Annotated in this window: 10 protein-coding genes; 5 read left to right on the forward strand and 5 right to left on the reverse strand. The window is 68.9% G+C overall.

Going from position 1 to position 12,853, the window contains the following annotated elements:
* Positions 1–383: 383 nt before the first annotated feature.
* Entirely contained in the window at positions 384–1,172 is a 789-nt protein-coding gene (locus ACZ6MZ_RS15410) for an ABC transporter ATP-binding protein (RefSeq protein ID WP_469352214.1), read from the forward strand.
* The gene (locus ACZ6MZ_RS15415) at positions 1,169–3,745 is read left to right on the forward strand and encodes an ABC transporter permease (protein WP_469352216.1); all 2,577 of its coding nucleotides are present in this window, start codon (positions 1,169–1,171) and stop codon (positions 3,743–3,745) included. The genes ACZ6MZ_RS15410 and ACZ6MZ_RS15415 overlap by 4 nt, the downstream gene beginning before the upstream one ends.
* Before the next feature lie 140 nt (positions 3,746–3,885).
* On the opposite strand, the gene ACZ6MZ_RS15420 is transcribed toward ACZ6MZ_RS15415, so the two are convergent.
* The gene (locus tag ACZ6MZ_RS15420; protein ID WP_384187284.1) at positions 3,886–4,332 is read right to left on the reverse strand and encodes a nitroreductase family deazaflavin-dependent oxidoreductase; all 447 of its coding nucleotides are present in this window, start codon (positions 4,330–4,332) and stop codon (positions 3,886–3,888) included.
* Positions 4,333–4,615: 283 nt separating this feature from the next.
* Between ACZ6MZ_RS15420 and mfd the strand changes: the two genes are divergently transcribed.
* The 3 genes from mfd (at position 4,616) to ACZ6MZ_RS15435 (ending at position 9,677) form a co-directional block, all read left to right on the forward strand.
* Positions 4,616–8,164: a transcription-repair coupling factor gene (mfd, locus tag ACZ6MZ_RS15425; RefSeq protein WP_389789293.1), complete on the forward strand. Its 3,549-nt coding sequence runs from the start codon at positions 4,616–4,618 to the stop codon at positions 8,162–8,164.
* A gap of 57 nt (positions 8,165–8,221) precedes the next feature.
* Positions 8,222–9,010 carry an HNH endonuclease family protein gene (locus ACZ6MZ_RS15430; RefSeq protein ID WP_469352219.1) on the forward strand — a complete coding sequence of 263 codons (789 nt, stop codon included), beginning with the start codon at positions 8,222–8,224 and terminating at the stop codon, positions 9,008–9,010.
* Positions 9,011–9,167: 157 nt separating this feature from the next.
* Positions 9,168–9,677, forward strand: coding sequence for a hypothetical protein (locus tag ACZ6MZ_RS15435; protein WP_469352220.1), 510 nt, complete (start codon positions 9,168–9,170; stop codon positions 9,675–9,677).
* A 173-nt stretch (positions 9,678–9,850) separates the two neighbouring features.
* On the opposite strand, the gene ACZ6MZ_RS15440 is transcribed toward ACZ6MZ_RS15435, so the two are convergent.
* The 4 genes from ACZ6MZ_RS15440 to ACZ6MZ_RS15455 all read right to left on the reverse strand — a co-directional run bounded on the left by ACZ6MZ_RS15440 (position 9,851) and on the right by ACZ6MZ_RS15455 (position 12,598).
* Positions 9,851–10,336, reverse strand: coding sequence for a DUF6924 domain-containing protein (locus tag ACZ6MZ_RS15440; protein WP_469352222.1), 486 nt, complete (start codon positions 10,334–10,336; stop codon positions 9,851–9,853).
* Positions 10,337–10,483: 147 nt separating this feature from the next.
* Positions 10,484–10,678, reverse strand: a complete 195-nt coding sequence (locus tag ACZ6MZ_RS15445; RefSeq protein WP_384187300.1) for a hypothetical protein — start codon at positions 10,676–10,678, stop codon at positions 10,484–10,486.
* A gap of 110 nt (positions 10,679–10,788) precedes the next feature.
* A complete protein-coding gene (locus tag ACZ6MZ_RS15450; RefSeq protein ID WP_469352224.1) occupies positions 10,789–11,721 on the reverse strand; it encodes an aminoglycoside phosphotransferase family protein in 933 nt (310 codons plus the stop codon).
* A gap of 64 nt (positions 11,722–11,785) precedes the next feature.
* Positions 11,786–12,598 (reverse strand): hypothetical protein, encoded by an 813-nt coding sequence (locus tag ACZ6MZ_RS15455; RefSeq protein ID WP_384187306.1) that lies wholly within the window; start codon positions 12,596–12,598, stop codon positions 11,786–11,788.
* Between the last annotated feature and the right edge of the window lie 255 nt (positions 12,599–12,853).

The raw sequence follows: 12,853 nt of genomic DNA on the forward strand, positions 1-12,853 counted from the left end.
ACCTCGTACGGCGGGAGGGCGCGGGTTCCCCCGACGAGTTCCCCCAGGAACTCCCCCATCAGCTCCACCCATCAGCTCCACCTGAAGGGGGAGACCCCTAGGGGGTTGTCCTTACTTCTGGCCAGGGACCGTTCGTCCCGCTGGAGGACGAGGAGACGGGCGCCCGTTCTTTACCTTGTTCTTACGGCTGCGGACGGCCCTCGACGGGGGCTCACCGCAGCAGGGGGGTGGGGAAAACCCCAGGCGAAGACTGCGCTGCGCACCAGCGCGCCGGGGCCCCTGAAGACAGCAGACTCATCACACACCCGACGACGGCACCGGTGAATCGATCCTCACCGGTCTACCGGCCTCATCGAAGTATCAAGCGATATAGGAGACTTACCGTGACAACGGCTGTGACCATTCCCAGGCACGGGGGTACTGGAGGGCGTACGGCCGTCGCGGCGCGAGCGCGGCAGGTCGTCAAGGCGTACGGCTCGGGGGAGACCCGGGTCGTCGCGCTCGACCATGTCGATGTGGACATCGACCGCGGGCAGTTCACCGCGATCATGGGCCCGTCCGGCTCCGGCAAGTCGACGCTGATGCACTGCCTCGCCGGTCTGGACACCGTGACGTCGGGGGAGATCCACCTCGACGAGACGGAGATCACGAAGCTCAAGGACAAGCGGCTCACGCAGCTGCGCAGAGACCGGATCGGCTTCATCTTCCAGGCGTTCAACCTGCTGCCGACGCTCAACGCCCTGGAGAACATCACGCTGCCCATGGACATCGCCGGCCGCAAGCCGGACGGCCCGTGGCTGGAGAAGGTCGTGGAGACCGTAGGGCTCGCCGACCGGCTCAAGCACCGGCCGACCCAGCTCTCGGGCGGCCAGCAGCAGCGCGTCGCGGTGGCCAGGGCGCTCGCCGCCCGCCCCGAGATCATCTTCGGTGACGAGCCGACCGGGAACCTGGACTCGCGGGCGGGCGCCGAGGTGCTGGGCTTCCTGCGCCGGTCCGTCGACGAGCTGGGCCAGACGATCGTGATGGTCACGCACGACCCGGTCGCCGCCTCCTACGCGGACCGCGTGCTGTATCTGGCCGACGGCCGCATCGTGGACGAGATGTTCCGGCCGACGGCCGACGCCGTGCTCGACCGTATGAAGGACTTCGACGCGCGGGGGCGGACGTCGTGACCGTGTTCAAGACCTCGATGCGCAACTTCTTCGCGCACAAGGGACGGATGGCGCTCTCTGCCGTCGCGGTCCTCCTGTCGGTGGCGTTCGTGTGCGGCACGCTCGTCTTCACCGACACCATGAACACCACGTTCGACAAGCTCTTCGCCGCGACCTCCTCGGATGTCACGGTCAGCCCCAAGGCCGCCAAGGGCGCGGACGAGGTCTCGCAGACCGGCAAGCCCGAGTCGCTGCCGGCCTCGGCCGTGGCGGCGGTCGAGAAGGCGGACGGAGTGAAGTCCGCCGAGGGCGCGGTCAGCAGCATGAGCGTGACCGTCGTCGACGCCGACAACGAGAACGTGGGCGCGACCAGCGGCGCCCCGACGATCGCCGGCAACTGGACGCGCAACGACCTCCGTTCGATGGAGATCACCTCCGGCCACGCCCCGCGCGGCCCCACCGAGGTGATGGTCGACGCCGACACCGCGGACAAGCACCACCTCGCGATCGGTGACGAGCTGCGCACCATCGCGGTCACCGGCGACCTCACGGCGAAGATCTCCGGTATCGCCTCGTTCACCGTGACCAACCCCGGTGCGGCCATCGTCTTCCTCGACACCGCCACCGCCCAGCGCGCCCTGCTGGGGGACACCGGCCGGTTCACCCACATCAACGTCACCGCCGCCGACGGCGTCAGCGACACCCGGCTCAAGCAGGACGTGGCGGCCGCGATCGGCGACGGCCCGTACAAGCTGCAGACGCAGCAGGAAGCCGCGGACGCGAACCGCTCGGACATGGGCTCCTTCCTCGACGTGATCAAGTACGCCATGCTCGGCTTCGCCGGGATCGCCTTCCTCGTCGGCATCTTCCTGATCGTCAACACCTTCTCGATGCTGGTCGCCCAGCGGACCCGGGAAATCGGCCTGATGCGGGCCCTCGGCTCCAGCCGTAAGCAGGTCAACCGCTCGGTGCTGCTGGAGGCGGTGCTGCTCGGGATCTTCGGTTCCCTGGCCGGTGTCGCCGCCGGGGTGGGGCTCGCCGTCGGGCTGATGAAGCTCATGGCCACCATGGGCATGGAGCTGTCCACGCAGGATCTGACGGTGAAGTGGACGACTCCGGCGATCGGGCTGGTGCTCGGCGTCGTGGTCACCGTCCTCGCCGCGTACATCCCCGCCCGGCGGGCCGGGAAGATCTCCCCGATGGCCGCGCTGCGCGACGCCGGTACGCCGGCCGACGGCCGGGCCGGCTGGATCAGGGCGGGCATCGGACTGGTTCTCACGGGCGGCGGCGCCGCCGCGCTGCTCGTCTCCACGCAGGCCGACAAGGCCGGCGAAGGCTCGCTCTTCCTCGGCCTCGGCGTGGTCCTCACGCTCATCGGTTTCGTCGTCATCGGCCCGCTGCTCGCGGGCGGTCTGGTCCGGGTGCTCAGCGCGGTCGTGCTGCGGATGTTCGGCCCGGTCGGCCGGATGGCCGAGCGCAACGCGCTGCGCAACCCGCGGCGTACGGGAGCGACCGGCGCCGCCCTGATGATCGGGCTCGCGCTGGTGGCCTGTCTCTCGGTCGTCGGCTCCTCGATGGTCGCCTCGGCGACCGAAGAGCTGGACAAGTCGGTCGGCGCGGACTTCATCATCCAGTCGGGCAACGGCCAGCCGATCATGCCGCAGGCCCAGGCGGCGCTGGAGAAGGCGCCGGACATCGCGTACGTCACCGAGTACAAGTGGGTCGACGTCGAGCTGACCGACCCCGCGGGCAAGACCGACAGCGTCGGAGTGGTCGCCGCCGACCCGACGTACGCGCAGGACCTGCGCCGCGAGACCGTCGGGGGCGAGCTGTCCGCGGCGTACGGGAAGGACGCGATGTCGGTCGGCGACACGTACGCCACGAAGCACGGCGTCAAGGTCGGCGACACGATGTCGGTCGTCTTCCCGGGCGGAAAGACCGCCCGGCTGACGATCGCGGCGATCACCTCGGACGACACGAGCGTCGACAAGGGCGCGATGTACACGAACATCTCGACCGCCGAGCGGTACGTGCCCGCCGACAAGATGCCCAAGAACATGATCATGTTCGCGGCGGCCGAGGACGGCAAGGAGAAGCAGGCGTACGCGGCCCTCAAGGACTCGCTCGCCGCCTACCCGCAGTACACGGTGCAGGACCAGACCGACTTCAAGCAGCAGCTCAAGGACCAGATCGGCCAGCTGCTCAATATCGTCTACGGCCTGCTGGCCCTCGCGATCATCGTCGCGGTGCTGGGCGTGGTGAACACCCTGGCCCTGTCGGTGGTGGAGCGGACCCGCGAGATCGGTCTGCTGCGGGCGATCGGTCTCTCCCGCCGCCAGCTGCGGCGCATGATCCGCCTGGAGTCGGTCGTCATCGCCCTCTTCGGCGCCCTGCTCGGCCTCGGCCTGGGCATGGGCTGGGGCACGGCGGCCCAGAAGCTGCTGGCTCTGGAGGGCCTCGGCGTCCTGGAGATCCCGTGGCCGACGATCCTGACGGTCTTCGTGGCCTCGGCCTTCGTCGGCCTGTTCGCCGCCCTGATCCCGGCCTTCCGGGCGGGCCGGATGAACGTGCTCAACGCGATAGCCACGGAGTAACCGCGATAGCCACGGAGTAACAGGGAGCGGGGGAGCGGAGCGATACGGTGGGGGCTTCCGGCCCCGGTGGGCGTCCTCCAACGCCCACCGGGGCCGGACCGCGTGGTGTGCGCGGCCGTCCGGCGTCAGCTCATCGGCGCTCAGTGCGGGGTCGGTGACGGCTCCAGGATGAAGAGCGGGATCCGGCGGTCCGTCTTCTCCTGGTATTCGGCGTACGGGGGGAAGGCCGCGACCGCGCGCTCCCACCACACGGCCTTCTCCTCCCCGGTGGCCTCGCGGGCGATCATGTCCCAGCGCTCGGTGCCGTCCCGGAGTTCCACCCGGGGGTCGGCCACGACGTTGTGGTACCAGACCGGGTGCTTGGGGGCGCCGCCCAGACTGGCCACGGCGGCGTACGCGCCCTCGTGCTCCACCCGCATCAGCGGGCTCTTGCGGATCTTGCCGCTCTTCGCGCCCCGGGTCGTGAGGACGATGACGGGGCGGCCGCCCAGCGTCGTCCCTTCCGTACCGCCCGAGCCTTCGTACACCTCGACCTGCTCGCGTGCCATCGCCAACGAACTGGGCTCGTACTCACCCTCAAGAGGCATGCTGACCATCCCTATCTGCGGAATCTCGCGTCGGAATCTACGGAATCTCACGCCGCGCCGGTCACGGCCGCGTCTTTTCGCGTCTTTTCCTTCGCTCAATGACCGGAGCTGGTGAGATCATTCCCGGTTTCGCCCGGACAGTGACCGTGCGGCCTCGCCCCGGGACCGCGCTCCGGTCCCCGGTGTCACACCGGCGTCGTACGCTGGAGAACCCCGGCCCGTGAGACGTGTCGGGCCCTTCGCGTTGCCCCTCGCTTTTCGGACCCGGACGGAAACCCCCTTCATGAGCCTGCACGGTCTGCTCGACGCCGTCACCAAGGACCCGGCGCTCGCCGAAGCGGTGAAGGCCGCCACCGACGGTCACCGCATGCATGTCGACCTGGTGGGACCGCCCGCCGCGCGGCCCTTCGCGGTGGCCGCGCTGGCGCGTGAGGCCGGTCGGCCGGTGCTGGCCGTGACCGCCACGGGCCGGGAGGCCGAGGACCTGGCGGCGGCCCTGCGGTCCCTGCTGGACCCGGACACCGTCGTCGAGTACCCGTCGTGGGAGACGCTGCCGCACGAGCGGCTCTCGCCACGCTCCGACACCGTGGGACGCCGGCTCGCCGTGCTGCGTCGGCTCGCGCACCCGGTGCAGGACGACCCGTCGGCCGGGCCGGTCAGCGTCGTGGTCTCGCCGGTGCGGTCCGTACTCCAGCCGCAGGTCAAGGGCCTCGGCGAGCTGGAGCCCGTCGCGCTGCGCACCGGCGAGAGCGCCGATCTGAACGAGGTCACGGAGGCGCTGGCGGCCGCCGCGTACGCGCGGGTCGAGCTGGTCGAGAAGCGCGGCGAGTTCGCCGTCCGCGGCGGCATCCTGGATGTCTTCCCGCCCACCGAGGAGCACCCCCTGCGGGTGGAGTTCTGGGGCGACGACGTCGAGGAGATCCGCTACTTCAAGGTGGCCGACCAGCGCTCCCTGGAGGTCGCCGAGCACGGTCTGTGGGCGCCGCCGTGCCGGGAGCTGCTGCTGACGCCCGAGGTACGGGAGCGGGCCGCCGCCCTCGCCGAGCTCCATCCGGAGCTGGGCGAGCTGCTCGGCAAGATCGCCGAGGGGATCGCGGTCGAGGGCATGGAGTCCCTCGCGCCGGTCCTCGTCGACGACATGGAGCTGCTGCTCGACGTCCTGCCCAAGGGCTCGATGACGCTGGTCTGCGACCCGGAGCGGGTCAGGACCCGCGCGGCGGACCTGGTGGCCACCAGCCAGGAGTTCCTGCAGGCGTCGTGGGCGGCGACCGCGGGCGGCGGCGAGGCCCCGATCGATGTGGGCGCGGCCTCGCTGTGGGGCATCGCGGACGTCCGGGACCGGGCGCGTGAGCTGGGCATGATGTGGTGGTCGGTGTCCCCGTTCGCCGTGGACGAGGAGCTCTCCGAAGAGTCCATCACGCTGGGGATGCACGCCCCGGAGTCGTACCGGGGCGACACCGCCCGCGCGCTCGCCGACACGAAGGGCTGGCTCGCGGACGGCTGGCGGACGGTGTTCGTCACGGAGGGCCACGGCACGGCGTCCCGTACCGTCGAGGTCCTGCGCGGCGAGGGCATCCCGGCCCGGCTCGACACCCCCGGCGCGCGGACCGCGGGCGGCCTCGCCGAGATCGCCCCGGCCGTCGTGCATGTCGCCTGCGGCTCGATCGACTACGGCTTCGTGGACCCGGCCCTCGGACTGGCCGTGCTCACGGAGACCGACCTGTCGGGCCAGAAGGCGGCCGGCAAGGACGGCGCGCGGATGCCCGCCAAGCGCCGCAAGACCATCGATCCGCTCACGCTGGAGGCGGGCGACTACATCGTCCACGAGCAGCACGGTGTGGGCCGCTATGTCGAGATGGTGCAGCGCACCGTGCAGGGCGCGACCCGTGAGTATCTGCTCGTCGAGTACGCCCCCGCCAAGCGCGGCCAGCCCGGGGACCGGCTGTACATCCCCACCGACCAGCTGGAGCAGGTCACCAAGTACGTCGGCGGCGAGGCCCCGACGCTGCACCGCCTCGGCGGCGCGGACTGGACGAAGACCAAGCAGCGCGCCAAGAAGGCCGTCAAGGAGATCGCCGCCGACCTGATCAAGCTCTACTCGGCGCGGATGGCGGCCCCTGGTCACGCGTTCGGCCCCGACACCCCCTGGCAGCGGGAGCTGGAGGACGCCTTCCCGTACGTGGAGACGCCCGACCAGCTCTCCACGATCGCCGAGGTCAAGGAGGACATGGAGAAGACGGTCCCGATGGACCGGCTGGTCTGCGGCGATGTCGGTTACGGCAAGACGGAGATCGCCGTACGGGCGGCCTTCAAGGCGGTCCAGGACGGCAAGCAGGTCGCGGTCCTGGTCCCGACGACGCTGCTGGTGCAGCAGCACTTCGGCACGTTCTCCGAGCGGTACGCGCAGTTCCCGGTCGTCGTGAAGGCGCTGTCCCGCTTCCAGTCGGACGCGGAGGCGAAGGCGACCCTCCAGGGGCTCAGGGAGGGCTCGGTCGATCTCGTCATCGGGACGCACCGGCTGTTCTCCGCCGAGACCAAGTTCAAGGACCTGGGCCTGGTCATCGTCGACGAGGAGCAGCGCTTCGGCGTGGAGCACAAGGAGCAGCTGAAGAAGCTGCGCGCCAATGTCGACGTCCTGACGATGTCCGCGACGCCCATCCCCCGTACGCTCGAAATGGCCGTCACCGGCATCCGCGAGATGTCGACGATCACCACCCCGCCGGAGGAGCGGCATCCGGTGCTGACCTTCGTCGGGCCGTACGAGCAGAAGCAGATCGGCGCGGCCATCCGGCGTGAACTGCTGCGCGAGGGCCAGGTCTTCTACATCCACAACCGCGTCGAGTCGATCGACCGTGCCGCCGCCCGGCTGCGCGAGATCGTCCCCGAGGCGCGGATCGCCACGGCGCACGGCCAGATGTCGGAACAGGCGCTGGAGCAGGTCGTGGTGGATTTCTGGGAGAACAAGTTCGATGTGCTGGTCTCCACGACGATCGTCGAGTCCGGGATCGACATCTCGAACGCCAACACCCTGATCGTGGAGCGCGGCGACAACTTCGGTCTCTCGCAGCTGCATCAGCTGCGCGGCCGTGTCGGGCGGGGGCGGGAGCGCGGCTACTCGTACTTCCTCTACCCGCCGGAGAAGCCGCTGACCGAGACCGCCCACGAGCGGCTCGCGACGATCGCCCAGCACACCGAGATGGGCGCGGGCATGTATGTCGCCATGAAGGACCTGGAGATCCGCGGCGCGGGCAATCTGCTGGGCGGCGAGCAGTCGGGTCACATCGCGGGCGTCGGCTTCGATCTGTATGTGCGCATGGTGGGCGAGGCGGTCGCCGACTACCGCGCCTCCCTCGAAGGCGGGGTGGAGGAGGAACCGCCGCTGGAGGTCAAGATCGAGCTTCCGGTCGACGCGCATGTCCCGCACGAGTACGCGCCGGGCGAGCGGCTGCGTCTGCAGGCGTACCGCGCGATTGCCTCCGCCAATACGGAGGAGGACATCACCGCGGTCCGCGAGGAGCTCACCGACCGCTACGGCAAGCTCCCGGAGCCGGTGGAGAACCTGCTGCTGGTGGCGGGCCTGCGGATGCTCGCGCGGGCGTGCGGCGTCGGCGAGATCGTGCTCCAGGGCCCGAACATCCGCTTCGCGCCGGTGGAGTTGAGGGAGTCCCAGGAGCTGCGGCTGAAGCGGCTCCATCCCCGTACGGTCATCAAGCCGGGCGCCCACCAGATCCTGGTCCCGCGCCCGACGGCGGGCAAGATCGGCGGCAAGCCGGTGGTGGGACGCGAACTGCTGGTGTGGACAGGCGAGTTCCTCACGACGATTCTCAGCTAGTAACCGGGGCACACGTCCTGTGCCGGGTCCGTCCGGCACAGGACGTAAGGTGCGGACGTGCGCAGACTTCGGGTACGGATATCGCGAACGTGTCGTTGCGGAGGGGCCGTTGCCCTCTCCCTGCTCGTGCTCGCGGGCTGCAAGGAGGAACTCGTCCCGGATCCGGGGCAGTCGGCGGCGAGCGGCGACCGGGGAACCGGCTCGGGAACCGGCCACGGGGCCGGTCCGCTCGGCAACCCCGACGGTACGAAGCCGGGGCTCGCGCCGATCACCTCCGAGCCCGACAAGAAGGCCGCGCGCCGGCTCATCGGCACGGTACGCACCGCCGGCCGGGGCCCGAAGACCGGCTACGACCGGGACGAGTTCGGCTACGCCTGGATGGACACGGCGGACGGGGTGCCGCTGGCGAGGAACGGTTGTGACACGCGGAACGACTTGCTGAAGCTCCATGGCCGGAACGTCCAGTTCCGAGCCGGTTCCGACTGCGTGGTCGTTTCCATGGACTTGTACGACCCGTACACGGGCAGGGACATCGCCTGGAAGAAGGCGAAAGCCACCGAGGTGCAGATAGACCACGTGGTGCCACTGTCCTACGCCTGGCAGATGGGTGCCGCCCACTGGGACAAGGACAAGCGGGAGCAGTTGGCGAACGACGTGCTGAATCTTCTGCCGGTCTCAGGCCCGACGAACTCCGCCAAGCGAGACTCAGGGCCAGCATCCTGGCTGCCACCCAGTAAGGCGATTCGCTGCTCGTACTCGGTGCGGTTCGCGCAGGTGGCAGAGAAGTACAAGCTCTCTGTGACGTCGGCGGACAAGAGCATGATGCTCAAGCAGTGCGGTGCCTGAGATACGCAGGCGCCAGATGTTCGGCTTTGTCGGCTTCAGGTCTGCAGCGGAAGCGGATCTTGACGTCCTGATCGCCAGGTGGGCGCCTTGGAACTCAATGGTGAAAGCTTCGGCGGCCGTGCAAGAGTGCTCCCCTGACCATCGACGGAGCCCAAGAATGACCCAGGACGATGCCCGGAGACATCTCAGCCATATCGCGCGCGAGAGGGCGTTCGGTAGGCATGTTGGGTCTGACCGGCTAATCCAGGCGGGGTTGCACGCACTGGTCGCTGGAATCGAGAGTCCCTCGCTCGCCATGTTGGCAGGCCTCCTGCGGAGTGAAGAGCCCGAAGCTCCGGAGCTTTTCGACCACGTGCTGGAGGAGCTGGGATTGCTCTTCCGCCTGCCGGCTGACCCCACGGTCGCAAAGTGGGCCATGGCCCGATGGATCGCTGGTCAGATCGTCGACGGATCCATCGATCCTGCCACCGGCACGTATCTCATCTGGGCGGACATCGCCTACGATCTCGACTATCCCGAAGACCTTGAACCACTCGTCCACTGTGCGCACAATTTGGACGGCTGGGAGGAGAGCTGGGGCGTCTCCATTGAGGAGCTCAACAGGGAAGCGGTCGAGGCCGCGGAGCAGTTCTTGAGCAAGCGGCCAGTGGAAGAGCCGAAGGGCTGATAGTCAGCCGACAGATTATCGACGCGTCACGTATGAACCGGCGGAGACGACGGAGCAGGTTCGCGTCGGCGCTCAAGTTGCCTGATCACACCGTCCTGGCTCTCCTCGCCATTGTGCTCCGGGCTCTCGAGAAACTCGTCGAGGAGCTGGATCGGTGTGTAGCCGGCGGCTCCTCAGAAGGGCCGCAGGATGCCTTCGGGATCGGCGAGTGCCGCCTCGGCAAAGTCTTCGAAATCCAGGTTCGCGATCGACAGATTCGCGTGCACGTCATGGACGGCGGCCGGAGTAGTACGGAACTCGCGGGGCGGCGGGGAGTCGATGAGCTCTTGGTAGTACATCGGGTCGAGATCCTCGTCCTCGGTCGAGGTGGTGAGGGCGAGAAGAGCGCGGTGGGCAGACTGCGTCGTGGCGCGATCGGCGATGAAGACCACGCTGAGGTCCTCGTCCCGTCTCACCGCGGTGAGGACGGCGTCGGGTGTGGCCCCAGCCCAGACGGGATCGTCGACCAGGTGGACATGGGCCTCAAACTCGCCGTTGTTTCCCCACGGCTGAGTCGCCTCCGCCACCACCGCCGGCCATGTCGCCTCGTCGTTGTAGTCGGTTCTGATGATCAGAGCAGCGAATTCATCACGTCCGGCAATCTCGGGCAACACGTTCACGGACTCCTCCCCTTCCTCGGTCCCTGGTTGGGGTCCGACTGTTTCGCGGAGCACTGACATCGCCTTCGCCTCCCCAGGCCGCGATCCGACGCGTCGCCATCATCGTCTGATCTTGACGTAGGAGAGCAGGATCGTGGAGTCCCCGGCTCAGTCGACGTCCTGCGTGAGCAGGTCCTCGATGCCGTCCGGCACAATGCCGGAGCAGATGCCGAACAACAGCCGTTGGGCGATGAGTACTTCCAGGTGCGGGAACAGGGCCTGCGTCGCGTCGTGGAAACCGCCGCGGCGGTGGACCGGAGCGGCCGAGATGCCGACGTTGCGGCCGAACTCGGAGATGCTCACCGGTCCGACGGTGGCCAGCAGCCAGCGAAGGTTCTGGGGGGCATCCGCCCTCGGCGGGATGCTGCCCATGAATTCGGCAACTCGGGGGCGATGGTTCAGCGGTGCGGATCTCAGCGCGCTTCCGTGAGCAACTCCGCCAGGTGGTCGACGAATTGGGTGAGCAGGTCCAGCCGTGGTCCGTTGCGGGCGATACGGAATCCGTGGCGGCGGCCCCAGAACGCCGCCTGGACGGCGTGGAGCTGGGCCCACCGCTGGACGCGTTCGCGATCGAGTTCCGCGGCCTCGGCGAAGATGTCCAGGAGGCGGTGGACAGCTGTGCGCAGGTCGTCCGCCGCGAGGAGTGTGAGCGCGCGCGTCTTGAGCAGGGTGCCGCCGTCGTAGGCGGGGTCTCCCACGTACCCCTTGGGGTCGACGGCCAGCCACGGCTCGCGGTCGGCGCGCAGGATGTTGCGGGCGTGCAGGTCGCCGTGGATGAGGGTGTCCGGCTGGACGCGCCCCAGTTCGCGGACGGTCGCGGCGGCGGCGTGCACCACGTGGCCCGGCAGGGCGTGCGTCAGCTCCTTGGCGTCCTTACGGAGCTGCTCCTCCCAGGTGGCGGCCCGCTCCCGCAGCCGGGGCAGGCCGGGTGGCGCGGGGATGGCCAGTCGGCGATTGATCCGCCCTGCGGCCGTCGCCACCTCGTCGCTGTCTTCGACCTCCGCCAGGGTCGACGTCCGGGCCCGTTCGAGCAGCATCGCGAACCGTTCGTCGTCGCGCTCGTGCAGCAGGACAGCGCCGCGCCCGCGCCATGCCGCGAACGCGTCAGGCTCATGGACGTTGCCGGGATGCGGAAATGACACTTTCAGCACGGCGGTCCCTCCGGCCCGCCGCCGCACCGGGACGATCACCCCGACGCCCCCGTGCATGACCTCGCCGTCCGGTGCGCATTCCCAGCCCTCCAGCAGATCGGCCACGATCCCGGGCAGTTCGGCGAGCCACGCCGCTCCGGGCGCTCCTTCGCGCTCGACGGTGCTCCGTACGAAAGCCTCCGGTACCGCAATCATCCGGGCACCTTACGCGCCGGCCCTTTCCCGGGCCGGAGGCGCTTCGGGGGTCAGCCTTCGGGGGTCAGCCGTTGAGGTTGTCCAGGTCCAGGATGTCCTTGTCGGCGGGGACCTTGGCGGGGACCGGCTTGTTGAAGTCGCTGAAGATCATCGTGCCGGGGTCGGTACCGGTGGAGACGACCTTCAGCAGGTAGGGCTCGCCCTCCGTGGCGACATGCATGGTGTAGCTGTCCTTGCCGTCGGTCTCGGTGAGGGCGATCGTCGGCTGGTTGTTCACCGTGCCGAGCGGTCCCTTGCGGGCCACCGAGCCGCCCTCGTACGCGGACAGCAGCTCGTCCAGGTCGCAGAAGGTGACGAAGTCCTTGGCGTCCGGGGACGTGGCGTCGGTCTTCACCCAGCGGCCGGCGAGCATCTTGACCACCGCGTCGGTCTCGGCCTTGGGCTCCCCCTTGGCCTGGGCCCGCAGGAACTCCTCGTCGTACTGCATGTAGACGGTCTTGCCGACCTTCGTGATGATCACGTTGCCCTCGTCGTTCATCGACATGGTGCCCGTGCAGTCGCCCTTGGTGCTGAGGGCCATGTCGAAGACGATGTGCCCCTCTTCGGTGTCCTGCAAATCGGCCTTGAGGGTCAGCGAGGAGGCGCCGCGGGTGGCCTTGGACGCCTTCTCGGCGATCTCGGGGCCCGACAGGTCCGCGAAGGGCGCGGCCTTCTTCTCCTCGCCGCCCTTGCCCGTGGTCTTGCCGGTGGTCTTGGGGTCCTTGCTGTCCTGGCCGAGCGGGCCGCAGGCCGGGAGGGTGAGGACGGCGGCCACGCAGAGGGTGCCGAGGACGGCGCGACGGATACGACGGGGACGGGAAGCGGCGGTGACAGACATGACGGATCTCCAGGAGACGTCTGGAACGGGCGGAAAGGAAGAGGAGAAGAGAGGAGAGGAGAAGCGCAAGCAATGAGCGAGAAGCGGACGGCACAGCGGGAGGTGGGCCTTCGAGGCCGTCCCGTGTAGCGATACGTCAATAACAACAGATGCTGTGAACCGAGTCAACACGGTTCGCGGGATTTGAATGAGTCCACGCTGTGAATCCCTCTTGGCCGCCCGCGCCGCTATGCTCGGCGCCACCACAGGTCGTGC

The sequence above is a fragment of the Streptomyces sp. NPDC042201 genome, from assembly GCF_055582185.1.